We start from the raw sequence: 23558 nt of genomic DNA, 5'->3' as shown, positions 1-23558 counted from the left end.
GTACGACTCACTCGTGGGCTTCAATAACAGTCAGTTGCCAAACCATGTTGCCAAGGTGTTTGGTTTCGGCGGCTTCCGGGTGTTCATTGAGTGAGATAATGACCCAATAAGGACCGTAATCGCGCACTTTTAAATATCGACCATCTTTTTTTATTGCCAGCAACGGATTGTATTGTGTGATGTAATCATGGTTGATGACGACGGAATAATCGTTGAGCGCAATGAGCTTTAGTTTGCTGGTCGGTAAATCGAAATGCTTGATAAGGGTGAGCAGGCGCACGCCTTCGAAAGTGGCGCTTTGCTCTAACCAAGGCAGATTGGTTGATAGTGTGGTTTGAGGGAGTTGTTCGAGTTGTCCGCGCGTCAGATCTAGTGTCAGCATTTCACCGGATGGATTTTTTCCGGTAATCGCGAGTGGGATAGATTGGCTCCATGCCGAAAAAGTCGTGAAAATAACCAAAGAATTAAGAAGACTAAACATCATAAGCTTTGAACGGGTTTTTAGCATAGATCTCCCTCTATTCATCCTGAATGATACACCCAAGTCAGTGCAAGGCACTTGGATTGGCAACCACCGTGTTATTACCTGCATTTAATTGTAGTTCCTTCTCTTAGAGTTGAGGCAAAGAATTGTTAATAAAATACAATGAACTCAGTGTATTTTTGAATTTAAAGTTTTCATTACAATCATGGTCTTAAAGGTGATGTGTGTGTTTTTTGCTCATCATTAGGTGGTGAGATCAAAATAATTTCTGAAAAAACTTGAGGTAGTCAGGTTATCTCACTAGAATCCCCCTTCCTTTTTCGCTTGTATGACTGCTGGTCTGACAAGCGATGCTTATGGTGAAAACCATGTCTATCAGGGCGGAGCCCCTGTTTTGACAACCGTGTGGTTGTATCAATGTTTCCGGCATTTAAGCGGAAATAATCAATAAACAATCTGTGTTCAACTCTTTAATCCAGGAGTGCAAATTGGAAATTTTCAATTTCGTTCTGGACAACTGGGATGTCATTGTCTCTCGAACTGTAGAGCATCTGTCATTAGTTAGCTTGGCGGTTGGCCTAGCATTGATGACAGGGGTACCTATTGGTATCGCAATTACCCAGAATCAGCGTGTAGCCAATGTGGTGCTATACGTTGCGTCCATTATTATTACGATCCCGTCTATTGCCTTGTTCGGGATTATGATCCCCGTGCTGTCGATTATCGGCCAGGGTATTGGTTATCTGCCTGCAGTGATTGCAGTTTTGCTGTATTCGCAGTTACCCATTATTCGTAATACCTATACCGCAATTAACAACGTTGACCCAGCCTTGCGCGAAGCGGCAAGGGGAATCGGCCTGACTAATATGCAGCGCCTGCGACTAGTGGAGATTCCACTGGCAATCCCGGTGATTATGGCGGGTGTTCGCACAGCCGTCGTGATGAATATCGGTGTTATGGCAATCGCGACATACATTGGTGCTGGTGGTTTGGGGACGTTCATTGCCCGAGGGATCAGCCAGTCTGACCCACGCCAGCTGATTGTTGGTGCTGTAGCTGTGAGCCTGTTGGCCATCTTTGCCGATACGGTTTTGGCGAAAATTCAGAAGAAATTCACACCGAAAGGTGTCGTCGTTCACGGCTAAAGATATACGAATTTAAGAGGGCGTTTTCATGATTCAACTTGAGAACCTGACAAAAGTTTTTGAAACACCACAGGGTGTGGTGACAGCGGCCGATCATATCAACATGGAAGTACCGACCGGCGAAATTTGTGTCCTGCTGGGCCCGTCTGGCTGTGGTAAAACCACCACGCTGAAGATGATCAACCGTTTGGTAACTCCAACATCTGGCCGTGTCCTGATCAACGGCGAAGATACAACGGGTATCGATACCGTCACGCTGCGCCGTAACATCGGTTATGTTATCCAGCAAATCGGTCTGTTCCCTAACATGACCATTGAAGAAAACATCAGTTTGATCCCTAAATTGATGGGTTGGGATGCCAAGCGTTGTACCCAGCGAGCGAAAGATCTGCTGGATATGGTAGCACTGGATCCCAATGCCTTTATGAAGCGTTACCCGAATGAACTTTCAGGTGGCCAGCAGCAGCGCGTGGGTGTGATCCGTGCGTTGGCGGCCGATGCACCAGTACTTTTGATGGATGAACCTTTTGGTGCAATCGACCCGATTAACCGCGAAGTGATTCAGGAAGAGTTCCTGAAGATGAACAAAGAGCTGAAGAAAACCATCATGTTCGTTTCCCACGACATTGATGAAGCAGTGAAAATGGCTAACAAAGTGGCTATCTTCCGCGATGGTCAGCTTGAGCAGTATTCAAGCCCAGACCAACTTTTGGCTCACCCTGCGACTGACTTTGTCTCTGATTTTGTTGGTACTGATCGCACATTGAAGCGCCTTCAGCTATCGACGGCTGGTGAAGTGATGGAGCGTCAGGTACCAACGGTATCGCCGAGTGATTCGCTGGACGTTGCCCTTCAGCGCATGAATGATTACGGTCACGGCATGATTGTGATGGTGAACAACCAGCAGCAACCCGTTGGTATGATCACCAAGTCGGTGGCGATGAGTCAGCGCGGTTTATGTAGCGATCATTACGATGGCCTACCTATCCTGATGAAACAAGAGCAGGATTTGCGTGCCGTTGTTTCTAAGATGTTTGCCCATGATATTAGCTGGCTGGCTGTCGTTGACGAGCAGGGCCAACTATGTGGCGAGATTTCACAGCGTGGTATTACACACCACCTGGGAGCCAGTTTCCGTAAAAAGGGGTAAGGGATGAAGTCAACTAACTTAAGCCCTTACTTTAATGCACTGTTGCTGGTTACAGTATTCCTGTTAGGGATCTGGGTGCAGTCATCAGGTTTCGTCGAGCAATTTATTTATTACTGGGACGAAATCCTGTATCTGTCGGGCCATCATATCAAGCTGACGTTGATCTCTGGCTCTATCGCGATCCTTGTGGGTGTACCGGTTGGTATCATCCTTAGCCGTCCGTCCTACCGTAAGTCGGCAGACGTGGTGATGCAGATCTTCAATATTGGTACCACGGTACCGACATTGGCTGTGCTGGCTCTATCGATGAGCTTCTTGGGTATTGGTGACAAGCCTGCAGTATTTGCACTGGCTTTTGCCTCGGTGTTGCCTATCTTGCGCAATACCTACACCGGTTTGCTCTCTGTACCAGCGCACTTGAAAGAGACGGCAACCGGTATCGGCCTAACGCCGATGCAGCAGTTGGTGAAGGTGGAATTGCCAAACGCGATGTACGTCATTATGGCGGGTATCCGTACTGCATTTGCTATTAACATTGGTACGGTTCCATTGGCTTTCCAGATTGGTGGTACCGGTCTGGGTGAGCTGATCTTCGCCGGTATCGACCTTTATGATACGCCTATGATGTTGGCGGGTGCGATTCCTACCGCGGTATTGGCATTGATCATGGATGTGATATTGGGTTTTGTGACCTTCCTGATAGTGAGCAAGGGTGTAAACCCTAACCGTAACTAATGGCACGGAGTGAAACAAAGATGAAACGCGTAACTTCTTTATTGGCTACCGTGGCAATGGTGTTCTCGGTAATGGTGTGCTCAGCCTCGGCGCAGGCTGCTGGCAAATTGGTGGTTGGTGGTAAGGGCTATACCGAGCAGCTGATCATGTCTTCGATGACGGCGCAATATCTTGCTGGCTTGGGCTATGATGTTGACCAGCGTGACGGTATGGGTTCAACCGTATTGCGTACCGCACAGCTGAACGGCCAGGTTGACTTGTACTGGGAATATACCGGTACAGGTTTGGTGACGTTCAACAAAGTGGTTGAGAAGCTAAGCCCAGAAGACACTTACCTGCGGGTAAAAGCGCTGGATGAAAAAGTGGGCCTGATCTGGCTGGACCCATCACAAGCGAACAATACCTATGCATTGGCAATGCGCAAAGATTTTGCCAAAGAGAAGGGCATTGAGTCGATCAGCGACATGATGGAGTGGCTGCAGTCTGAAGATGGCAAAGACGCGCAGATGGCCAGTAACGTTGAGTTTTCGGCTCGCCAGGACGGCTTGAAATCACTGCTTGAAGCGTATGAGTTTGAGATGCCGCGCCGTAACCTGCGCAAAATGAACTCTGGCCTGGTCTATCAGGCGCTTTCTCAGGAAGTGGTTGATATCACAATGGTGTTCGCCACCGACGGTCGTGTAAAAGCGTTTGATTTCTATGTGCTAAAAGATGACCGCAATCATTTTCCTAACTACGCCCTAACGCCAGTTGTCCGTCAGGATGCACTGGCGGCCAACCCGGAATTGGCAGCGCAGCTTAACGTGCTGTCGGCGCTGATGAACGATACTACGATGTCGAGCCTTAATGCCCTGGTCGATGTTGATGGTCTGTCGATTGAGCGTGTCTCTCGCCAGTTCTTGGAGCAAAACGGTCTGCTGTAAGCACTAGTGAAACAGTGACTGAGTGCCCTTAATGATTCAAAGGCCAGCGAAAGCTGGCCTTTTTTAGGTTTTTATCATGACGAAAGAAGTATTACATGTCGGTATTGCCCAGATCGCGCCTGTACTGGGTGATGTTGAGGCTAACTTGGAAAAACACCTGAGCTATATCAAGCAGGCTAGCGAGCAAGGCATCGAAGTGTTGTTGTTTCCAGAACTGTCGCTAACAGGCTATAGCCTGCGTGAAAAAACACTGGATGTGGCGATGGGTACTGATCACCGGTTGCTTAAAAAGCTCGGCGAGGCTGCAGGTGATATGGTGGTCAGCGCTGGCTTTATCGAAGAAGATCAGGCCGGTGAGTTCTACAATGCTCAGGTAATGGTGAAAAACGGCCAATTGCTGCATGTACATCGTAAACTGAACCTGCCGAATTATGGTGGGTTGGAAGAAGCTAAGTGGTACAGCAAAGGTCAAGCACTTGAACTTTGTGAGCCAATTGTAGGCTGGCCGATGCATACCCTGATTTGTGCCGATCTATGGAATCCGGCGTTGCCGCACCTCGCGATGCTGGATAAGCCAGCGTTGATGTTGGCCCCGGTAAACTCAGCGGCAGATATTGTCTCTGACGAGTTCTCTAACCCACAGGGCTGGAAAACCAATACCGATTTTATCTCGATGACCTACGGTGTCCCTTTGCTGATGGCAAACAGCTGTGCTTTGGAAGGTAATAGCCGTTTCTGGGGTGGTTCGCGTATTCTTGATGCATTTGGTAACTGCCTGGCTGAAGCGGGAGGTGAGGAAACGTTGATCAGTGCCAAGGTATCAATCAAAGATACCCGCGAGGCGCGATTCCAGTTACCAACAATCCGTGATGCGGACAGCCGTTTGGTACTGGATTTACTGGTGAAGCGAATTGGTAAATGACGAAATTAAAAAAGGCCGTTATGGCCTTTTTTATTGCGTGTAGTTTGAGCCTAGAACAATCAATCTATAGTAGCGGGCTGAACATATAGAAGAACTGTTCAATCAGCTTGTTGCTAATATGCCGCTCCTCCCACTTGGCTTTATCGACCAAACTTGAATCGTTCATATATTCTTTCTGCAGCCAGTTGAGCTGCTGGGTGAACTCGGCGTTATCCACTGCCAATGTCACTTCGAAGTTCAGCCACAAGCTGCGCATATCCAAGTTAACCGTACCAATTAAGCAATGGGTCTTGTCGATCACCACTGATTTGGTGTGCAGCAAGCCGCCATGGAAGCGGTGAATGCGGACTCCCGCAGCAAGTAGCTCTGAGAATAAGGAGCGGCTGGCCCATTCCACCATGATTGAGTCATTCTTATCGGGGATGATGATATCGACAGTGACTCCGCGGTATGAGGCACCTTTCATTGCGTGCAGTAAGTTTTCGCTCGGAACAAAATACGGCGTGGTGATCACTACACTTTCTTTGGCTTGGTAAATACTTAGTAACAGCGCTTGGTGGATGATCTCATCAGGCATGCCCGGCCCAGATGGGATCACCTGGATCATATCTGATGCTTCTGCCTGACTGGGGAGCGAACATTCGGGAAGTTGGGGTAAGAATCGGTCACCCGTTTCCACTTCCCAGTCCCACGCTTGGATACCGTTAAGTACCGCAACAGACGGCCCGGTTACTCTGACCATGACATCGATCCACTGGCCGACGCCGGCATCTGTTTTGAAATAGGCGGGATCAACCATATTCATCGATCCGGTATAGCCGACTCTTTCATCAATGACCACAATCTTGCGGTGCTGGCGTAAGTCCATCCGGCGTAGGAACATCCTAAATGGCGTAACGGCTAACGCCTCGACAATTTCAATGCCGGAATGGCGCATAAGTTTTGGCCAATGGGAGCGGAAGAAACGCATGCTACCAGCCGCATCTAGCAACACCTTGACCTCAACCCCCCGCTTGGCCGCCATAATCAAAGCGGTAGCTACTTCATCGGCCAGCCCACCTGGATGCCAAATGTAAAACTCCAGATGAATAGAGGTATTGGCTTGGTGGATATCATCGATAAGAGAACGCATTATTGTTTGTGGAGAGTCTTGTAGTGAAAGGCTATTGCCACTCAACGCTGGGATCCCTAACCGATTTTCGCACAAATCGCTAATAGGGCGGGCATGCTCGCTCATCAGTTCTGGCTGGTGGCCAGGACAGTCATTGAGGCGTTGGAACCAGTCAGCGAAAGGCTCAAACATGATTTTGGCTCGCTGGGCGCGTTTCTTACCTAAATTGAGTTCACCGAACAACAGGTAAGCGATCACCCCGCCTACCGGGATGATATAAATGATCATGAGCCAAGCGAGAGAGACACCGACCACTCTGCGCTTGAAAACAATGCGCATAGTCACGGCTGCGATTATCAACCAATAGAAGAAGACACCTGCCCAAGCGAGAACTTGATAGAACTGTTCCATTCGTATTTTTATAAGTTTGTAGTTTTACTCTATTTTGCATTGAAACTAGAGGAATACCAGCGAAATTTCACGCTAAATATGTGCTAAGTTTGATAAGAGGAAATCACTGAATTGTAGGAGGAATGTGAAATTAGCACGCGTGTTTTGTGCGAAATATAAGCGATTTACAAAGAAATGATGTAAAAAAACAGTAAATGATCAAAATTTAGAAGCGCGGGCTTCACATTCTAATCGCAACCTGTTTTACTTGCCATATATAGAGCGTCAATAACAATCCTATAAGTGTGTAGATAAGTTTACACACAAGTTTACACAACATATTTTCGACGCCTATTACTAGCAAACTCTAGCAAACACAACAAAACCTTGGAGAGAACGTGGCTACTAGTAATACAACCACACAACCCCGTGATAATTGGGGGTCAAAATTAGGCTTCGTTATGGCCGCGGCAGGATCCGCAGTAGGTCTTGGTAACATTTGGAAGTTCCCATACACAGCTGGTGAGAGTGGTGGCGGTGCTTTCGTAGCTATTTACCTATTGTTCGTTATCTTTATCGGTTTCAGCGTCATGCTGACTGAATTTGCCGTGGGCCGTAAAACAGGTCTATCCGCAGTAGGTGCATTTAAATCAACTGATCGCCGTTGGTCATTCGTTGGCGTGATCGGTGTGGTCAGTGGCCTACTTATTATGGGCTTCTACCCGGTCGTCGGTGGCTGGGCTATTGCGTATATCTATAAAATCGCGACAGGCTTGCTAAGCACACCAGAAGCCATTGGTGATAGCTTTGGCGGCTTTATCTCGAACCCCATTCAACCTCTGTTATGGATGGGTCTCTACCTGATCTTCAACATCTTGGTTGTTATCAAAGGGATTTCAGGTGGTATCGAGAAAGCCGGTAAGGTGTTGATGCCTCTACTATTCGCTATCCTTATCTTGGTAGCGGTCAAAGGCATGAGCCTTCCTGGTGCGTCAGCGGGTCTTGAGTTCTTGTTCAAACCTGATTTTTCTAAAGTCGATAGTACTGTTGTACTAGCCGCATTGGGTCAGGCTTTCTTCTCTTTGAGCTTAGGTATGGGTTGTATGATCACATACGGTAGCTACCTGAAGAAGAAAGAGAACTTGGTGCAAACCACAGCAATGGTAACGGCAATGGATACCTCTGTTGCAATCCTTGCTGGTGTGGCTATGTTCCCTGCAATGTTTGCCTTCAACATGGAACCTGCAGCAGGTCCGGGTTTGATCTTCGTTGTTGTTCCTCAGCTATTTGCTGAAATGGGCGGCATTGTGGGTCTATTGCTGGCACTGTTGTTCTTTATTGGTCTGAGTGTTGCGGCACTGACGTCTTCGGTATCATTGCTAGAAGTTGTGGTGTCTTACCTGATTGACGAAAAAGGCATGAAGCGCTCAACAGCGGTATTCTCGGCAAGTGCTGTCATGGCTTTCTTGTGTGTATTCGCTTCGCTTTCTCTTGGCGGTGTCGGACCAACACTGTTTGAAACCGGTGCGTTTGATATCTTCGACCTGCTAACCGATAAGATTTTCTTGGCCGTTGGCGGTATGTTGGTGTGTATTTTCGCGGGCTGGCGTCTGAACCGTAGCGAGCTTGAGAAAGAAATCACCAACGACGGTGAGTTCAAGTTCCCATTGTTTGGCCTATGGTACAACCTAGTGAAGTACGTGATCCCATTCGCTATCGCGATTGTTGCGATTGCTGGTGTGAAAGCTGGCTTTGACAGCGGTAAAGGTGAAATCATGGTACTGGGCCTCGCCATTATTGGTATTGGTGCTCTGGTTTCTAAGAAGTTGTAAATAGTGAAGCGATAACCCCAGTTACCACTAGCAAAGCGGGAGCCATTGGCTCCCGTTTTTTATTGCTTGGAGGCTGTGGAAATGCGGCCGATAAGCGGTATACTTCGCACTCCCAATCTGCTATGAGCTTGTTATGTTCGATATCCTTCATACCCACCCAGACTTTCTTGTGATCAATAAGCACCCTGGGGTGTCAGTACACAAAGATGATGGCGATGTGATGCTAATGCAGGAAGTGGCAAAACAGAGTGGGGACAAGCAGCTGTACCTCATCCATCGCTTGGATAAGATGACATCAGGTTTGCTATTGCTCGGTCGCAACCGTGAAGCTGCCGCTGCGTTATCTGCGTGTTTTGCCAATCGCGATGTTGAGAAGTTCTACTTGGCTATTGGCACCAAGAAGCCAAAGAAAAAACAAGGTGTGGTAATCGGTGATATGACCCGCTCTCGACGCAGCAGCTGGAAACTGGAAAGCAGCCGTGAGAACCCTGCTATTACCCAGTTTTTCTCTGCCGCCGCTGGCCAAGGTCGACGATTGTTTTTGTGTAAGCCACATACCGGGAAAACCCACCAGATCCGTGTCGCACTGCGCAGTGTTGGTTCTGGGATCACTGGTGATACCATTTATGGCAATGAACCAGCAGACCGTGGCTATCTTCACGCTTATGCGCTGCGCTTTCCTTATGCCGAGCAGCAATGGCAATTTATCTGCCAGCCAGCGCAGGGCGAGTTATGGAAGTTAACCGACACTCAGCAAGTGTTGGCTGAATGGGTTACACCTTGGGAGCTGGCTTGGCCGCGTTTGCCAGGAAAGAAGTAAGAAGCGCCCGGGAAGAGAGAATGGTGAAGGTGGTTACCGTTTAACCACAAATTGACAGATTGATGTGGTAAAACAGGGCTTAATGATATTAATTTGTTTATATCCAGTATTTTTCCTTGTTAACCTACGACCAACTGCTGCTATTTTGACCTATCATCAATGACATTACCGTAAGGTTTCACTTATAATACTGGTCTAGGACTTACCTAGACCGAGATTTAATATGCGCCTTACCCGCTCCGTATCGCTTCGCATGCGATTGAAGAAAAAAAAGAACCAATCACGTTTTTGGGGGCTGGCGTCATTTCGTCGACAACGTAAAATCGTCAAAAATCGCACCCGCCACCAACGCCAAGTCCGCCTTCAGGCTGAATATATCCATCTCGCTAGCTGCCGCCAACCAGAACAAGAAAATCTCAAGCTGGTTGCTTGATACTATGTCGTTTTGAGCTGAATGGATTGATTCAGCTCTGCTATAATACCGCCCCTGAATTGACCAACGTAGTAGAACTATGGAACCGAGTGCATTAATAAACCTTGAGCAACACCTAATGGCTGAACTGGCGACACCGCCAAATGAAGTGCGCCGGTTATTCCATGGCCGCGGACGTTGCTGGCCTGGCCTTGAGCAGTTGACTATTGACTGGTTAAGCGGACAAGTCCTTGTTTCGCTGTTTAAAGAGCCGTCTGACGAATTCTTAGTCCAACTGCATCGTATGCTTGAGATGCTGGTTGAAACCCCTGTGTGGCAACAGTCCGGAGCAACATCGTTACTGCTCCACCACCGTGACCGTCAGGGTTCACCGATGGATGTACTGTGGGGGGAGAGCAGCGAATATCAGGACGTGATGGAGAATGGTCTCAAGTTTAAGTTGGATCTTGGTCGCAAGCAGAATAATGGTTTGTTCTTGGATATGCGCTGCGGCCGTGACTGGGTAATGCGCCACGCAGAAGGCAAACGGGTGTTGAACCTGTTCGCTTATACCTGTGGTTTTTCTGTCGCGGCTATTGCCGGTGGGGCAGAGCACGTGGTCAATCTTGATATGGCCAGAGCAGCTTTGAGCCGAGGCCGAGATAACCACCACTTGAATCAGCACGACCTGTCCAAGGTTAGCTTCCTCGGCCATGAGTTGTTCAAGTCGTGGGGCAAGGTTCGCAAGCTTGGCCCTTATGATCTGATTATTATCGATCCGCCATCGTTCCAGAAAGGCAGCTTTGCCTTGACCAAAGACTATCAGAAAATCTTACGCCGTTTGCCGGAGTTGCTGACCGAGAATGGTCAGGTACTGGCCTGTGTGAATGACCCGGGTGTGTCATCGTCTTTCTTGATTGAGGGAATGGCTGCGGAAGCGCCTGAGCTTGTTTATCAACACCGCTTGGAAAACCCACCGGAGTTCAAGGATATTGACCCTGAAGGTGGTTTGAAAGTGTTGTTGTTTGAGCGGTCGTAATCTCGTTGATGTAATAGCAAAAACGCCAGCAATGCTGGCGTTTTTTGTATATGACTTCAAATCATCGGAACCCGTTGATTGAAGCTTCAATTCGGCTGTTTAGATGTCGTCTTCACAGCCCTAATGCTAGTTTGCGATTTGGCTACAAACTTCAGCGGTGATCGGTTGGGTCACCATAGGGCGGCCACGCATGTCAATAATCACGATGTTGTAACTTACCCCCTCGCTCACCAGTGGGCTAAGATCTTCGTTATTACAGTAGTTGACGGCTGCACTTTTCGCGGCCTTAGTCGGTGGGGTGTTACCGCCACCACCGTACAAGATGGTTATTTCTACTGTCTTTTCCCGCGCTTGGGCTTTCATGATCTGGTATTGATCAATTTTCTTGTATGGGGCTTTGTTATTGATAGCCATGGCTCGGGCTTTCGCCAAATCCATGATTGCTTGTTCTTCTTTATTTGAAGCACAGCCTGCTAACAAGACAGCGGCTAATAAAACGAGGGTGCGTTTTAGCATAACGTGGGGATCTCAAATTACGGGTTATGGAAGAACTTTCTTGAACGGTTTGACGATAACCTTCTCGTAGACACCGGCTTCGATGTACGGATCGGCATCGGCCCAAGTTTGGGCATCGTCCAAGGAGCTGAATTCGGCAATTACAGTTGAGCCTGTAAAACCGGCTTCACCAGGGTTTTCACTGTCGATAGCAGGCATCGGTCCGGCAACCAGCAAGCGACCTTGCTCTTGGAGATCTTTCAGGCGTGCTAAATGTTTTTCACGTACGCTCATACGGCTTGCAAGGCTGTTTTCGACATCCTGGGAAAAAATAACGTACCACATGTAACTATCTCCTTGTATTTACCGATCTCAATATACGTTGGTGTAACTTAGGGATACGGTAATGTGTGATAAATTTTTCCTATCATAAAGGAAAAAAAAAGCCCTAGCATTATGTTAGGGCTTTTTTGCGGATCTTTGCCAAATTTGACATCATACCTACCTGCTTAAGTCATTGATCAGGCGTAATACTGACTGTAGTGGCTTACCCGAGTAGGTATTATTTTTTTTGCACTGGACGTGGTCTACCCTCGGCATCGATGGCGACATAATTGAATGTCGCGTCGCATACCATGAAGCGGTCTTCGATATTATCTTCACGTACCGGCTTAATCCATACCTCAAGGTTAATGTTCATTGAAGTACGGCCGATTTTGGTGCACTCGCCATAGACACATACTACATCGCCCACGCTAACAGGCTTTTTGAAGGTAATGCTAGATACCGAAACGGTGACGATACGGCCACTTGATATTTCTTTGGCGAGGATACCACCGGCAAGATCGAGTTGTGACATGATCCAGCCGCCGAAGATATCACCGTTGGCATTTGTGTCGGCTGGCATAGCAAGAGTGCGAAGCAACAATTGCCCGCGAGGAATATTATTTTCTGATGTCATGATGCGACTCTGTATTACTCTGAATCGGGTTCTTTTGGCATATGGTGGTAAATATAGCCGCCAGTGGCAATGGTGAAGATCAAAGTCAGGATTAATAGACCGAATACTTTGAAATTAACCCACACATCCAGCGGTAAACGAAAAGCAATATAGACATTCACGACGGCACATACAACGAAAAATAGTGCCCAAGCGCCATTGATTCGGTTCCAGACTCTATCCGGTAGGCTGAGCTCTTTGCCTAACATGCCTTTTATCAGCGGCTTACCCAACAATTGGCTGATTGCGAGTCCTACGGCAAAAATACCGTACACAATGGTGACTTTCCATTTGATGAAGTTTTCATCGTGCATGAAAATTGTTAGTCCGCCAAACACAGCAACGATGACAAATGTCACCAGCTGCATCTTTTCTACCTTTTTATACAGCATCCAAGTTACAACGAGTTGAATGGCTGTAGCGATAATCAACGCCCCGGTCCCGACATAGATATCATGGGTTTTATAGAGAATAAAAAATATGATGAGAGGAATAAAATCAATCAGTTGCTTCATATTGGGAGCCATAACCATGGAATTATTTGGCTATCATATATTAATAAGCAAAAAGCTGCAGGTTTTACCCTACAGCGCTTCGTGTTTACTTCAGGTGGAGCCGAGCTAAGTTCTGCGCTTAGCTCCGGGCATGCTTGCTCGTTAGCTGCGGTGGCTTGATTCCGGCTCTGGTGTGTCCTGAGGTGCATCATTAATCATATTATCGACAATAACGGCACACGCTGCATCACCAGTAATGTTCAGGGCGGTACGGATCATGTCAAAGATGCGATCAAGGGCAAACAGCAGCGGTAGGCCTTCGATTGGGATCCCTGCGGCGAGCAATACGGCAACCACCAAGAACGACGGTCCCGGTACACCCGCCTGGCCGATAGCACCTAGGGTTGAGGTAATGATGATGGCCATGTAAGCACCCATACCCAGTTCGATATTGAACATCTGGGCAAAGAAGACCGCCACCAAGCCGTAGTAAATAGCATTGCCACTCATGTTGATGGTAGCGCCTAGCGGGAGCACAAACGAGGCGGTAGAGTTTTTCACGCCAAGTTCTTCTTCACACACTTCCATAGTGACCGGCAGGGTCGCCATTGAAGAAGCCGTAGATAACGCGACGGCTTGTGGCTTTTTCATTGCTGATAGGAACTTAAGCGGAGAGGTTTTGCTGAATACCTTGATCATGGCGGGATAGAAGATAAAGCCGTAGATCAGAATCGCAATGACGTAGACCACAAAGAGCTTGAATACCACCATTAAGGCACCAAAGCCAAAGGTACCGACGGCATCAGCCATCAGGCCAAAGACACCCAGAGGAGCGATTTTCATCACTACGTTGATCATCCATACCATGGCATCGACAATGGCATTCACCCCGTTGAGCAGCGGGTCGCGGCGTTCTTTTTCCAGGTTAGAAAGGGCAATACCGAAGAAAAGGCAGAATACTAAAATTTGAAGGATATTTGCTTCGTTCAGAGACTGGAAAACGTTGGTTGGGATCATGCCTAGTACGGTAGCCCAGAACGTCGGCATTTCACCCTTATCGGCATAGACATTGGAGAACATGCCTTCCACGCCAGTCATGTCGACGCCGACACCTGGCTGGAATACGGCTCCCATGAACAGAGCTAGCGCCACTGCGACAGCGGAAGTTAGGCCGAAAAAGCCCAACGTTGACAGGCCGACCTTCCCTGCTGAATGGCTACTACCAAGTCCGGCAGCTCCTGAGATAATGGCTACGGCAACCAGTGGGATCACCAGCATTTTGATCAAGTGGATGAAGATGCTCCCCAGCGGGGCAAACATACTTGCAGACTGGCCCATCATCGCACCGACGAGGGTCCCCACACACATGGCAATCACGACTTGTACGCCGATGTTGCCAAACAGTCCTTTTTCTTTTAACACGGTTAGATACCTCAGTTGTGTTCGATATTGCTCACAAATATATTAGGAATTTGTTTTATAATTGTATGAATTATTGGTTTGATATTTTGCGCGTGTTTTTTTACACGGAAATATCATCTTGATCAATTGATCTTTTACTCGATTGATATTTTTAGCTTTCAATCTTGTAATCTGTCGACACCAAGTGTTAACAAGTTGGTTACTGTATTGGGAGAGGGGAAAGAGATCTTTGATCTCGATTAATATTACCAAACAGATTCATAATCAGCTTGGTATTAGGTCTCAGTGTCATAGAAAAAGCCGTCCACAAAGTGACTTTGGGACGGCTTGTCGTGGGAATGGCGAGCTAAAGGTTGTTAGTGTTTACGTGTAGCTGCTTTCATGTTGCTGATAAAGCTGTGCATTGCGCTTAGCATCGCATCATGATCATCAAGATTGTTCTCAATCACTTTAACAACGGCTGAGCCAGAAATTGCACCTGCTGCGCCAGACTCAATTGCGTCGGCAACTTGCTGTGGTTCGGAAATCCCAAAACCAAGCAGGGCTGGTGGTGCATTGTGTGCCTTGAGGCTATCAAGCAGATGGTTGATTGGCGCGCCCGCTTTGGTTTCTGTCCCCGTTACGCCCGCACGTGATAATAGGTAGGTGTAACCCCCACCGAACTCAGACACGGTTTTAAGCGTAGCTTCATCGGCATTCGGTGGCGCGATGAAGATAGGGTGGATACCATACTTGGCTGCCGCAAGGCGGAACTCTTCCGATTCTTTCACCGGTACATCGGCAACCAATACCGAGTCAACGCCGGCTTCGGCACATTTTTGGTAGAAGTTTTCGATGCCGTTGGCAAACACCAAGTTAGCGTACATCAGCAGGCCGATTGGCATTTCTGGGTATTTGGCTCGGATTTGGCTCAGCAGATCAAAGCAGACCGTTGGAGTGGTGCCAGATTCAAGGGCACGGATAGTTGCGCCTTGAATCGTTGGGCCATCAGCCAGAGGATCGGAGAATGGGATCCCCAGTTCAAGGGCATCAGCGCCTGCTTCTACTAAGGTCTCGATAACTTTCAATGATTGTTCCGGATTCGGATCACCGATAGTGACAAAAGGAACAAATGCGCCTTCGCGTTTCGCCGCCAGGCGTTCAAATTGGGCTTGGTAACGATCCATTACAGCACTCCTTTTGCGTCTAAAATATCGTGTACAGTGAAAATATCTTTATCGCCACGGCCTGACAGGTTAACGACCAGTAGCTGTTCTTTCTCTGGATCTTCTTTAATCATCTTCAAGGCATGGGCCAGTGCGTGAGCGGACTCAAGTGCTGGGATGATCCCTTCGCTGCGAGCCAGCTCTTGGAAAGCATCAAGTGCCTCGTCATCGGTAACCGCTTCGTAAGTCGCGCGGCCAATGGCATTGAGGTGGGCGTGCTGTGGGCCAACCGATGGGAAGTCCAGACCTGCTGATACCGAGTAAGACTCTTCAACCTGGCCATGTTCGTCCTGCATCAAAGGGGCTTTCATACCAAAGAAAATACCCAGTTTACCGTGCTTCAGTGGTGCGCCGTGCATGTCGGTATCTAGCCCTTTACCAGCCGGTTCGACGCCGATCAGGCCTACATTTTCCTCTTGGATGAAATCAGAGAACATACCGATAGCGTTAGAGCCACCGCCGACACAGGCGATAACCGCATCAGGCAGTCGGCCTTCTTTCTCAAGGATCTGTGCTTTAGTTTCTTCGCCGATGATGTGCTGGAATTCACGTACGATAGTCGGGAATGGGTGAGGGCCGGCAGCGGTCCCCAGCAGGTAGTGCGCCTTGTCATACGTCGCGGTCCAGTCACGCATCGCTTCGTTACATGCATCTTTTAAGGTCGCCGAACCAGAGTGTACAGGGATCACTTTTGCGCCCATTAACTTCATACGGAACACGTTTGGGCTTTGGCGTTCAACGTCTTTGGCGCCCATATAGACGCGACACTTTAGACCTAGTAGTGCACAGGCTAGGGCGGTTGCTACACCGTGCTGACCAGCACCGGTTTCGGCAATGATCTCGTCTTTGCCCATGCGCTTAGCCAGCAGTGCTTGACCAAGTACCTGGTTAGTTTTGTGCGCACCGCCGTGCAGCAAATCTTCACGCTTTAGGTACAGCTTCGTCTTAGTGCCCTTGGTGAGGTTCTGGCATAACGTCAGAGCAGTAGGGCGACCTGCGTAATCTTTTAGTAGGTCGATAAACTCTTTTTGGAACTCAGGATCTTGCTGGGCTTCGGTAAAAGCGGCTTCTAGTTGGTCCAATGCAGGGACGAGGATCTGTGGTACGTATTGACCACCGAACTCGCCGAAGTAGGCACTTATCTTACTCATGGTTTATTTTCCTTAATACTTTCTGATAGCCGCGAAAGCCGCTTTCAATTTCGTTGGGTCTTTTTTGCCGGGCTCGCTTTCTACCCCGGAGTTCAAATCGAGTCCTTGGCAACCAAGGTTTGCCGCTTCACAGACATTGTCTGGATTAAGCCCTCCGGCGAGCATGGTGATTTGTTTTTGCTCATCGGGGATCAGGCTCCAGTCAAAGGCAATGCCTGTTCCGCCAGACTGGCTTCCAACCTTGCTGTCGAGCAAGTGGCGGTCGACCTGCCATTCCGTCAATACCGGTGCATTATCGGTTACACCGTGTGCTTTCCAGATTTCACACTCAGCGGGCAGTTGGCCCTTCAAAGCCGTAACATAATCATGATCTTCATCGCCATGGAGCTGAACAGCTGATAGCGAGAGCGCTTTTGCTGCCTTGGTCACCGCTTGTGGATCGGCGTTACGGAAAACACCAACATATTTCAGTGGTGCGCCACTCATTACCATACGGGCTTGCTCGATATCAACCTGGCGTGGTGAACCGGAGACAAAAATCAGGCCACCGTAGACGGCTCCGCTTTGGTAAGCGGCTGCCGCATCGTCAGCTTGGGTCAGGCCGCAGACCTTGTTCTCGCCAAGCAGGACGCGACGAACTGCCATCTCGATGTTGTCTTCTGCCATCAGCGAACTGCCGATCAAAAAGCCGTTGGCGTAAGCTGACAGCTCACGTACCTGCTGGTGGTTGTAGATCCCCGATTCGGAAATCACAATGGTTTCTTCCGGTAGGCGAGGGGCCAGCTCTTTGGTGCGGTTCAGGTCGATGCTGAGGTCACGCAGGTTGCGGTTGTTGATCCCCACGACCTTGGCCTTGAGGGCAATGGCACGTTCCAGCTCTTCTTCGTTGCTGACTTCGGTTAGGATCCCTAGGCTAAGCTGCTTGGCAACCGCGGCCAACTCACGGTACTCATCGTCGTTCAATACCGACAGCATCAGCAAAATGGCATCGGCATTGTAGTGGCGCGCCAAGTAGACCTGATAAGTATCAATCATGAAGTCTTTGCACAGCACAGGTTGGCGAACTTGGTTTCGTACCACTGGTAGGAAATCAAAGTTACCCTGAAAATATTTTTCGTCGGTCAGTACAGAGATAGCACTGGCATGGCCGTTGTACACCTTGGCAATCATGCCGAGGTCGAAATCTTGGCGGATCAAACCTTTGGACGGTGACGCTTTTTTACATTCCAGAATAAATGCCGCCTGATCACCCGAGAGCGCGTCGTAGAAGCTGCGATCGCTTGGCTTCAGGCTATCTTTGAACGTCTCGAGCGGTTGCTCGGCTTTGCGTGCATCAACCCAGATACGTTTGTCAGCGACAATTTTTGCTAGAACCGTTTCCATGTTTAACCTCGTGCTGCTAGTTGGCCGACAAGCTCAAAGGCTTTGCCAGACTTCATGACATTGATTGCTTTCTCGGTATTGGCTTTGAGATCTTCATGGCCGAATAGGCGAAGCAGAAGAGCGACGTTGACCGCAACTGCTCCCATTTGGGCATCAGTCCCTTTACCAGTCAGGATATGGGTAATAATGGCACGGTTTTCGTCAGGCTCTCCACCCTTGATTGCCTCAAGCGGGTGGCTTTCCAGGCCGAAATCAGCCGGCGTTAAGGTATATTCGGTGATCTCACCATTGATGATTTCAGCGACCGTGGTCTCGCCATGGATAGCGACTTCATCCAAGCCGCTGCCGTGAACAACGGCGGCGCGTTTCATGCCCATGGCGGCCATGGTTTCGGCAATCGGACGCACCAGTGAAGCATCGTATACACCCATCAGCTCGATGTTAGGGCGAGCAGGGTTAATTAATGGACCTAGTACGTTGAAAATTGTGCGGGTTTTCAGGGTCTGGCGAACTGGCATCGCATGGCGAACACCACCATGGTACTCAGGGGCAAACAAGAAACACACGCCCAGTTCGTCAAGGGCTTCACGGGCTGTTTCTGGTTTCATAGCGAGATTAATGCCGAACTTATCAAGTAGATCTGAAGATCCCGACTTGCTCGATACGCCGCGGTTGCCGTGCTTGGCTACCTTTACGCCACACGCTGCTGCAACAAAAGCCGCCGTGGTTGAGATATTGATGGTGTTGGCTCCGTCACCGCCAGTCCCGACGATATCGGCAAAGTCGTATTGAGGGCTTGGGAACGGATTGGCGTTGGCCAGTAATGCCTTGGCTGCTCCGGCGATTTCTGCCGGCGTTTCGCCTTTGATTTTCAGTGCCGTCAATACTGCAGACAACAGTACAGGCTCGACTTCACCCTTGATGATGGCATCAAACAGGGTTTGGCTTTCTTCTTGGGTCAATGCTTGCTGGTCATAAAGCTTGTTGGCAATGGTGTAGATGGTCGCATCCATAAATAAAATCCTTGTTGTCTATACCGGCTGATTATTGGTTCGGCTCATTATTGTCGGTCGGTGACGATGTGACCCACTCCAGCGTATTGGTCAGTAGCTGGGCTCCTTGGGTGGTGAGGATTGACTCAGGGTGGAACTGGTAGCCACACACCCGATCCTCATCGTTGGTCACCGCCATGACCAAGCCGTTGACATCGGCAATGATATTCAGGCTCTCTGGTACCGTTTCGGCAACCAGTGAGTGATAGCGGGCAATTGACAATGGGCTTGGCAGTTCGCCGAAGACGTCGTGGCCGGTGTGGCTCATCATGGCTGACTTGCCATGGACGATTTCGCCTGCACCCGAAACCTTACCGCCATAAGCTTCAACAATGGCCTGATGGCCAAGACAAATGCCGATCATCGGCACTTTGCCGCGAACCTGCTTGATCAGCTCTGGCATACAGCCTGCATCAGCGGGTGCGCCCGGGCCCGGTGACAGCACCAGTACCGGATTGCTCTTTTCTGCCAACGCCTGCTCCATTTGTTCGACCGTCAGGCTGTTGCGGTAAATGGTTACTTCACAACCTAGCGAGCGGAATTGATCAACCAGGTTGTAGGTAAAGGAGTCAAAGTTATCAAGCAGTACAATATGGGGTTGGGACATCAGTGGCTCCTTAGCGCGATTTGCTTGCATTGGTGGTACTGGCATTGTGCTCATTGGCAATCGGTGCACGGTGTGCCTTGCGAATCGCGGCGATCACCGCCTGCGCTTTCCCACGGGTCTCATCAGCTTCAGCTTGTGGTATGGAGTCATAAACCACGCCAGCACCCGCCTGAACACTGGCTTCGCCATCTTCGACATAGGCCGAGCGGATCACAATACAGGTATCCATATCACCATGGCCGGTCAGGTAACCGACAGCACCACCATAAGTACCTCGGCGGCGTTGTTCGACTTCACGAATAAGCTGCATGGCACGGATTTTCGGTGCGCCAGTCAGGGTACCCATGTTCATACAGGCTTGGTAAGCGTGCAGGGCGTCCAGATCGCCGCGTAGCTGGCCGACAACGCGTGAGACCAAATGCATTACATGGCTGTAGCGGTCTACCGCGAGTAAATCGGCGACATAGCGGCTACCCGGCTCGCTGATACGGGCAACATCGTTACGGGCCAAGTCAACCAGCATCATGTGCTCGGCGTTCTCTTTCATGTCGCAGCGCAGTTCAAGCTCAATACGGCCATCAAGGTCGAGGTTGATAGAGCCATCAGCATTCTTACCGCGGTGCCGTGTACCGGCAATCGGGTAGATCTCAATTTGGTTACTCTCGGTACAGTATTTGAGTGCACTTTCCGGAGAGGCGCCAAAAACAGTGAAATCAGCGTCTTGCAGGTAGAACATGTATGGGCTTGGGTTGCCGACCTTCAGTTCTTTGTAGGCATTGAGCGGTGACGGACATGGCAGAGTAAACTGACGAGAAGGTACCACCTGGAACACATCACCTTTAATAACATGTTCTTTCAGATCAACGACCTGCTGGCAAAAATCTTCATCGCTTACACTGGCGACCGGCTCGCATTCATCCAGTAGCACGGCAGCAGGGAGCGGCATTGGCTCCAGACAGGCTTCTTTGATGTGCTGTAGGCGACGGCTCAGCTCGAAATAGCTCGAGGTGTACTCATCTCCCCCGAACAGGGTTGCCTGAAGCTTGCCTTTGCGACGCTGGTGGTCGATGACCAGCAGGGTTTCTGCAATGTAGAACAGGTAATCCGGGCAGCGGTTATCTTGCTTGACGCTAGGTAACGGCTCAAAGCCGTCAACCACGTCATAGGCAAACAGGCCACCTAGGAATAAGGCTTCGCGAGGATGACCGGTAATGTTAAAGGCATGCTGGATCATTCGCAGCGCGTCAAACGATGACGTTTGGCGCAAGCGACTGTCTTCATCCAAGGTGCGCTCTGCCGACGGGAAGGTCAGTGTTAGTTCGCGGCCTTGGCGTGCTGCATTGATATCGGTCGGCATCTTGCCTTCCAATGTTTGCAGTACATTCAGGCCGTTATCGGTCAGGGCCTCAAGGGTGACCACCTTGCCGCGGCAGACAATCCGCACTGCCGCATCAATGAGCATTAAACTCTTCAGGTCTTGTTTGGAGTCGATCTCAGCCGACTCTAGCAATAGGTTATGTGGGCGGTCGCCACAGACGGAGTAATATAGCTCCGTCGGATCCGCAACATAGGGTACATCGAGGCTGAGTAGTTCCAGCTCGCCGACACCTAGTGGGGTAGTATTCACAGCGTTCTCCCTGCCGCTTCTACAAACGGTTTTAACTCTTGCATCAACTGTTCAAACATTGGACCGGTCAGTGCCTGGTGGCCGTCCGACAAGGCTTCACACGGGTTAAGGTGTGATTCGACGATAATACCATCAGCACCAACAGCTGCAGCGGCACGTGATAGTGGGATCACCAGTTCACGGACGCCGGTACCGTGGCTAGGGTCAACAACGACCGGTAGGTGGGTACGTTGCTTAAGGTAAGCCACTGCGTTCAAATCCAATGTGTTACGTGTTGCTGTCTCGTAGGTACGGATTCCACGCTCACACAGGATAATATTCGGGTTGCCTGCATCGTAGATATATTCCGCCGCGAGTAACAGCTCCTCGATAGTGGCTGAAAGTCCGCGTTTGAGCAAGACCGGTTTGTTGCTTTCACCGACTGCTTTTAGCAGGGCGTAGTTCTGCATATTGCGTGCGCCAATCTGAAGACAGTCAATATATTCACACATCGAATCCATCTGGCTGACTTCCATCACTTCCGATACGGTCGGGATACCCAGCTGTTCATTGGCCTGTTTCAGCAGTTTCAAACCCTCAACGCCCATGCCCTGAAAATCATATGGGCTGGTACGTGGTTTGTAGGCGCCACCGCGAAGGGCTACGGCACCGTGTTTCTTCACCATTTCGGCTACACTCAGAAGCTGCTCTTCCGATTCCACAGAGCAAGGACCGGCGATAACGGCAAACTTGTCACCGCCAACAGCGGCATTGCCAAAGCGTACCACGGTGTCGTGGGCTTGCACTTCACGGCTCACCATTTTGTATTTGGTCAGGATAGGTTTGACGTTTTCTACACACGGGTAAGCGTCAAGGTGAAGTTGCTGGAGAACACGCTCATCGCCTAGCGCACCGAGGACAATACGCTCAACACCCGGCATGTAGAGTGGCTTTAGACCGGCTTCTTCGATGCGGGCAAGGATTTCTTTGGCTTGTTGTTCAGTTGCATTTGGCTTGAGTACGATGATCATATTCTTTTCCTTTTCAGGGCGCTGGTTGATGGTGGCGCTCTGGTAAAATTCTTTTTTGGCTGAATTTGGCTACAAAAAAACCCGCGTCAAGGCGGGTTTGTGTTATCTGTTTAAGGCACAGCTAATCACACCACCCGCGTTGGGAAGTGCCACCACCAAATTGAGAAAGCGCGGAGCTGATGATGAATTTGCTGTACCATGTAAATATCCTTTCAGTGTAATACTGGGTAACTGCGTACTAGTAGACTAGTTCGTTAATGTAAAGTCAAGAAGATAATTTATGTTGTTTGATTTACACAGCCATACCACCGCATCAGACGGACGGCTGTCACCGGAAGAACTTGTTTCGCGTGCGGTAGAGCGCCGCGTCGATGTCTTGGCCATTACCGACCATGATACAGTGGCAGGTCTCGCCGCTGCCGAGCAGGCAATAGAGGCTAAAAAACTGCCTCTAACTCTCATCAAAGGCATTGAAATATCGACACTTTGGCAAAATTTTGATATTCACATTGTCGGTTTGAATATTGACCCTGAACACCCTGTCATGGTTCGCTTGATAGAAGAGCAGTTTCAGCGCCGGGCAGAGCGTGCTGTCATGATGGGGGAGCGCCTAGAGAAAAACCGGATGCCGGGGGCACTGGAAGGGGCCAAGGCGATTGCCAATGGTGCAACCTTAACCCGGTCCCATTTTGCCCAGTGGATTGTCGAGCAAGGTTACGCCAAAACGATGCAGGCTGTGTTTAAAAAATTCCTAACCCGCAATAACCCTGGTTATGTGCCGCCGAATTGGTGCTCGATGGCTGAGGCCGTAGAGGCTATCCATCAAGCTGGCGGACAGGCGGTGCTGGCCCATCCGGGCCGTTACAACATGACTGCGAAATGGCAAAAACGCATGCTAAGCGCGTTTGTTGAAGCTAAAGGGGATGCCATGGAAGTATCTCAGCCTCAACAGTCACCTCAGGAGCGACGCCTGCTCGGGGATTACTCGATGGATTATAAGTTACTCGCTTCACAAGGCTCTGATTTTCATTATGCCTCGCCATGGACCGAACTTGGTCGCAACCTGTGGTTGCCCAAGGGGGTAACGGAAGTCTGGCAGGACTGGAGCGTTGAGAAGAAACGCATAGATGAGGAAGTGCGCGATTAGGC

24 protein-coding genes and 1 other annotated feature are annotated in these 23558 nt (G+C 49.5%); of the genes, 10 read left to right on the top strand and 14 right to left on the bottom strand.

Features of this window, described 5'->3' with window-relative positions; translation table 11 throughout:
- Positions 1-7 precede the first annotated feature (7 nt).
- Positions 8-508 carry an oxidoreductase gene (locus ACVA53_RS15170; protein WP_446505519.1) on the bottom strand — a complete coding sequence of 167 codons (501 nt, stop codon included), beginning with the start codon at positions 506-508 and terminating at the stop codon, positions 8-10.
- 464 nt (positions 509-972) lie between these two features.
- Here ACVA53_RS15170 and ACVA53_RS15165 point away from each other — a divergent pair, with 464 nt between their 5' ends.
- The 5 genes from ACVA53_RS15165 to ACVA53_RS15145 all read left to right on the top strand — a co-directional run bounded on the left by ACVA53_RS15165 (position 973) and on the right by ACVA53_RS15145 (position 5359).
- A complete protein-coding gene (locus ACVA53_RS15165; protein ID WP_255044342.1) occupies positions 973-1629 on the top strand; it encodes an ABC transporter permease in 657 nt (218 codons plus the stop codon).
- A gap of 28 nt (positions 1630-1657) precedes the next feature.
- Entirely contained in the window at positions 1658-2779 is a 1122-nt protein-coding gene (locus ACVA53_RS15160) for an ABC transporter ATP-binding protein (RefSeq protein WP_255044341.1), read from the top strand.
- Between the two features lie 3 nt (positions 2780-2782).
- The gene (locus ACVA53_RS15155; RefSeq protein ID WP_446505518.1) at positions 2783-3514 is read left to right on the top strand and encodes an ABC transporter permease; all 732 of its coding nucleotides are present in this window, start codon (positions 2783-2785) and stop codon (positions 3512-3514) included.
- Positions 3515-3534: 20 nt separating this feature from the next.
- Complete coding sequence (locus ACVA53_RS15150; RefSeq protein WP_255044339.1) at positions 3535-4437, top strand: glycine betaine ABC transporter substrate-binding protein; 903 nt, start codon at positions 3535-3537, stop codon at positions 4435-4437.
- A 76-nt stretch (positions 4438-4513) separates the two neighbouring features.
- Positions 4514-5359 (top strand): nitrilase-related carbon-nitrogen hydrolase, encoded by an 846-nt coding sequence (locus tag ACVA53_RS15145; RefSeq protein ID WP_446505517.1) that lies wholly within the window; start codon positions 4514-4516, stop codon positions 5357-5359.
- Between the two features lie 64 nt (positions 5360-5423).
- Here ACVA53_RS15145 and cls read toward each other — a convergent pair whose 3' ends face one another.
- Entirely contained in the window at positions 5424-6881 is a 1458-nt protein-coding gene (gene cls, locus ACVA53_RS15140; RefSeq protein ID WP_446505516.1) for a cardiolipin synthase, read from the bottom strand.
- Positions 6882-7258: 377 nt separating this feature from the next.
- Here cls and ACVA53_RS15135 point away from each other — a divergent pair, with 377 nt between their 5' ends.
- The 4 genes from ACVA53_RS15135 to ACVA53_RS15120 all read left to right on the top strand — a co-directional run bounded on the left by ACVA53_RS15135 (position 7259) and on the right by ACVA53_RS15120 (position 10963).
- Complete coding sequence (locus ACVA53_RS15135) at positions 7259-8692, top strand: sodium-dependent transporter (protein WP_255044336.1); 1434 nt, start codon at positions 7259-7261, stop codon at positions 8690-8692.
- A 133-nt stretch (positions 8693-8825) separates the two neighbouring features.
- Positions 8826-9512, top strand: coding sequence for a TIGR01621 family pseudouridine synthase (locus ACVA53_RS15130; RefSeq protein WP_446505515.1), 687 nt, complete (start codon positions 8826-8828; stop codon positions 9510-9512).
- A 223-nt stretch (positions 9513-9735) separates the two neighbouring features.
- Complete coding sequence (locus ACVA53_RS15125; protein WP_255044334.1) at positions 9736-9945, top strand: hypothetical protein; 210 nt, start codon at positions 9736-9738, stop codon at positions 9943-9945.
- Between the two features lie 79 nt (positions 9946-10024).
- The gene (locus tag ACVA53_RS15120) at positions 10025-10963 is read left to right on the top strand and encodes a class I SAM-dependent methyltransferase (protein ID WP_446505514.1); all 939 of its coding nucleotides are present in this window, start codon (positions 10025-10027) and stop codon (positions 10961-10963) included.
- A 126-nt stretch (positions 10964-11089) separates the two neighbouring features.
- Here ACVA53_RS15120 and gspS2 read toward each other — a convergent pair whose 3' ends face one another.
- From gspS2 to ACVA53_RS15060, 12 genes are all read right to left on the bottom strand, one after another.
- Complete coding sequence (gene gspS2, locus ACVA53_RS15115) at positions 11090-11479, bottom strand: type II secretion system pilot lipoprotein GspS-beta (protein WP_255044332.1); 390 nt, start codon at positions 11477-11479, stop codon at positions 11090-11092.
- A gap of 24 nt (positions 11480-11503) precedes the next feature.
- Entirely contained in the window at positions 11504-11803 is a 300-nt protein-coding gene (locus ACVA53_RS15110) for a YciI family protein (RefSeq protein WP_446505513.1), read from the bottom strand.
- Between the two features lie 217 nt (positions 11804-12020).
- A complete protein-coding gene (gene yciA, locus ACVA53_RS15105) occupies positions 12021-12419 on the bottom strand; it encodes an acyl-CoA thioester hydrolase YciA (RefSeq protein ID WP_255044330.1) in 399 nt (132 codons plus the stop codon).
- A gap of 14 nt (positions 12420-12433) precedes the next feature.
- Positions 12434-12973 carry a septation protein A gene (locus ACVA53_RS15100; protein ID WP_255044329.1) on the bottom strand — a complete coding sequence of 180 codons (540 nt, stop codon included), beginning with the start codon at positions 12971-12973 and terminating at the stop codon, positions 12434-12436.
- 141 nt (positions 12974-13114) lie between these two features.
- Positions 13115-14389: a dicarboxylate/amino acid:cation symporter gene (locus ACVA53_RS15095; protein ID WP_255044345.1), complete on the bottom strand. Its 1275-nt coding sequence runs from the start codon at positions 14387-14389 to the stop codon at positions 13115-13117.
- 341 nt (positions 14390-14730) lie between these two features.
- A complete protein-coding gene (gene trpA / locus ACVA53_RS15090) occupies positions 14731-15540 on the bottom strand; it encodes a tryptophan synthase subunit alpha (protein ID WP_446505512.1) in 810 nt (269 codons plus the stop codon).
- Complete coding sequence (trpB, locus tag ACVA53_RS15085) at positions 15540-16730, bottom strand: tryptophan synthase subunit beta (RefSeq protein ID WP_255044327.1); 1191 nt, start codon at positions 16728-16730, stop codon at positions 15540-15542. The genes trpA and trpB overlap by 1 nt, the downstream gene beginning before the upstream one ends.
- 12 nt (positions 16731-16742) lie before the next feature.
- Entirely contained in the window at positions 16743-18113 is a 1371-nt protein-coding gene (trpCF, locus tag ACVA53_RS15080; RefSeq protein WP_446505511.1) for a bifunctional indole-3-glycerol-phosphate synthase TrpC/phosphoribosylanthranilate isomerase TrpF, read from the bottom strand.
- Between the two features lie 2 nt (positions 18114-18115).
- Entirely contained in the window at positions 18116-19126 is a 1011-nt protein-coding gene (trpD, locus tag ACVA53_RS15075) for an anthranilate phosphoribosyltransferase (protein ID WP_446505510.1), read from the bottom strand.
- A 31-nt stretch (positions 19127-19157) separates the two neighbouring features.
- Complete coding sequence (locus ACVA53_RS15070) at positions 19158-19772, bottom strand: aminodeoxychorismate/anthranilate synthase component II (protein WP_255044324.1); 615 nt, start codon at positions 19770-19772, stop codon at positions 19158-19160.
- Positions 19773-19782: 10 nt separating this feature from the next.
- Positions 19783-21399: an anthranilate synthase component 1 gene (locus ACVA53_RS15065; RefSeq protein ID WP_255044323.1), complete on the bottom strand. Its 1617-nt coding sequence runs from the start codon at positions 21397-21399 to the stop codon at positions 19783-19785.
- Positions 21396-22409 (bottom strand): bifunctional 3-deoxy-7-phosphoheptulonate synthase/chorismate mutase, encoded by a 1014-nt coding sequence (locus ACVA53_RS15060; protein WP_255044322.1) that lies wholly within the window; start codon positions 22407-22409, stop codon positions 21396-21398. The genes ACVA53_RS15065 and ACVA53_RS15060 overlap by 4 nt, the downstream gene beginning before the upstream one ends.
- A gap of 71 nt (positions 22410-22480) precedes the next feature.
- Positions 22481-22573 (bottom strand) — a sequence feature (Trp leader region).
- A 116-nt stretch (positions 22574-22689) separates the two neighbouring features.
- On the opposite strand from ACVA53_RS15060, the gene rnm reads away from it, so the two are divergent.
- Complete coding sequence (gene rnm / locus ACVA53_RS15055) at positions 22690-23556, top strand: RNase RNM (RefSeq protein WP_255044321.1); 867 nt, start codon at positions 22690-22692, stop codon at positions 23554-23556.
- The last annotated feature ends 2 nt before the right edge of the window (positions 23557-23558 follow it).

The sequence above is a fragment of the Photobacterium sp. DNB23_23_1 genome, assembly GCF_052873815.1.
Note: the sequence above shows the minus strand (reverse complement) of the source record. Positions and strands in the feature narration are given on the sequence as shown.

What these genes read in the sequence shown, in the direction of transcription:
- ACVA53_RS15170 (WP_446505519.1), bottom strand. Translation starts at nt 508, where the DNA reads ATGCTAAAAACCCGTTCAAAGCTTATGATGTTTAGTCTTCTTAATTCT.
- ACVA53_RS15160 (WP_255044341.1), top strand. Translation starts at nt 1,658, where the DNA reads ATGATTCAACTTGAGAACCTGACAAAAGTTTTTGAAACACCACAGGGT.
- ACVA53_RS15155 (WP_446505518.1), top strand. Translation starts at nt 2,783, where the DNA reads ATGAAGTCAACTAACTTAAGCCCTTACTTTAATGCACTGTTGCTGGTT.
- ACVA53_RS15150 (WP_255044339.1), top strand. Translation starts at nt 3,535, where the DNA reads ATGAAACGCGTAACTTCTTTATTGGCTACCGTGGCAATGGTGTTCTCG.
- ACVA53_RS15145 (WP_446505517.1), top strand. Translation starts at nt 4,514, where the DNA reads ATGACGAAAGAAGTATTACATGTCGGTATTGCCCAGATCGCGCCTGTA.
- cls (WP_446505516.1), bottom strand. Translation starts at nt 6,881, where the DNA reads ATGGAACAGTTCTATCAAGTTCTCGCTTGGGCAGGTGTCTTCTTCTAT.
- ACVA53_RS15130 (WP_446505515.1), top strand. Translation starts at nt 8,826, where the DNA reads ATGTTCGATATCCTTCATACCCACCCAGACTTTCTTGTGATCAATAAG.
- ACVA53_RS15125 (WP_255044334.1), top strand. Translation starts at nt 9,736, where the DNA reads ATGCGCCTTACCCGCTCCGTATCGCTTCGCATGCGATTGAAGAAAAAA.
- ACVA53_RS15120 (WP_446505514.1), top strand. Translation starts at nt 10,025, where the DNA reads ATGGAACCGAGTGCATTAATAAACCTTGAGCAACACCTAATGGCTGAA.
- gspS2 (WP_255044332.1), bottom strand. Translation starts at nt 11,479, where the DNA reads ATGCTAAAACGCACCCTCGTTTTATTAGCCGCTGTCTTGTTAGCAGGC.
- ACVA53_RS15110 (WP_446505513.1), bottom strand. Translation starts at nt 11,803, where the DNA reads ATGTGGTACGTTATTTTTTCCCAGGATGTCGAAAACAGCCTTGCAAGC.
- yciA (WP_255044330.1), bottom strand. Translation starts at nt 12,419, where the DNA reads ATGACATCAGAAAATAATATTCCTCGCGGGCAATTGTTGCTTCGCACT.
- ACVA53_RS15100 (WP_255044329.1), bottom strand. Translation starts at nt 12,973, where the DNA reads ATGAAGCAACTGATTGATTTTATTCCTCTCATCATATTTTTTATTCTC.
- trpA (WP_446505512.1), bottom strand. Translation starts at nt 15,540, where the DNA reads ATGGATCGTTACCAAGCCCAATTTGAACGCCTGGCGGCGAAACGCGAA.
- trpB (WP_255044327.1), bottom strand. Translation starts at nt 16,730, where the DNA reads ATGAGTAAGATAAGTGCCTACTTCGGCGAGTTCGGTGGTCAATACGTA.
- trpCF (WP_446505511.1), bottom strand. Translation starts at nt 18,113, where the DNA reads ATGGAAACGGTTCTAGCAAAAATTGTCGCTGACAAACGTATCTGGGTT.
- trpD (WP_446505510.1), bottom strand. Translation starts at nt 19,126, where the DNA reads ATGGATGCGACCATCTACACCATTGCCAACAAGCTTTATGACCAGCAA.
- ACVA53_RS15070 (WP_255044324.1), bottom strand. Translation starts at nt 19,772, where the DNA reads ATGTCCCAACCCCATATTGTACTGCTTGATAACTTTGACTCCTTTACC.
- ACVA53_RS15060 (WP_255044322.1), bottom strand. Translation starts at nt 22,409, where the DNA reads ATGATCATCGTACTCAAGCCAAATGCAACTGAACAACAAGCCAAAGAA.
- rnm (WP_255044321.1), top strand. Translation starts at nt 22,690, where the DNA reads ATGTTGTTTGATTTACACAGCCATACCACCGCATCAGACGGACGGCTG.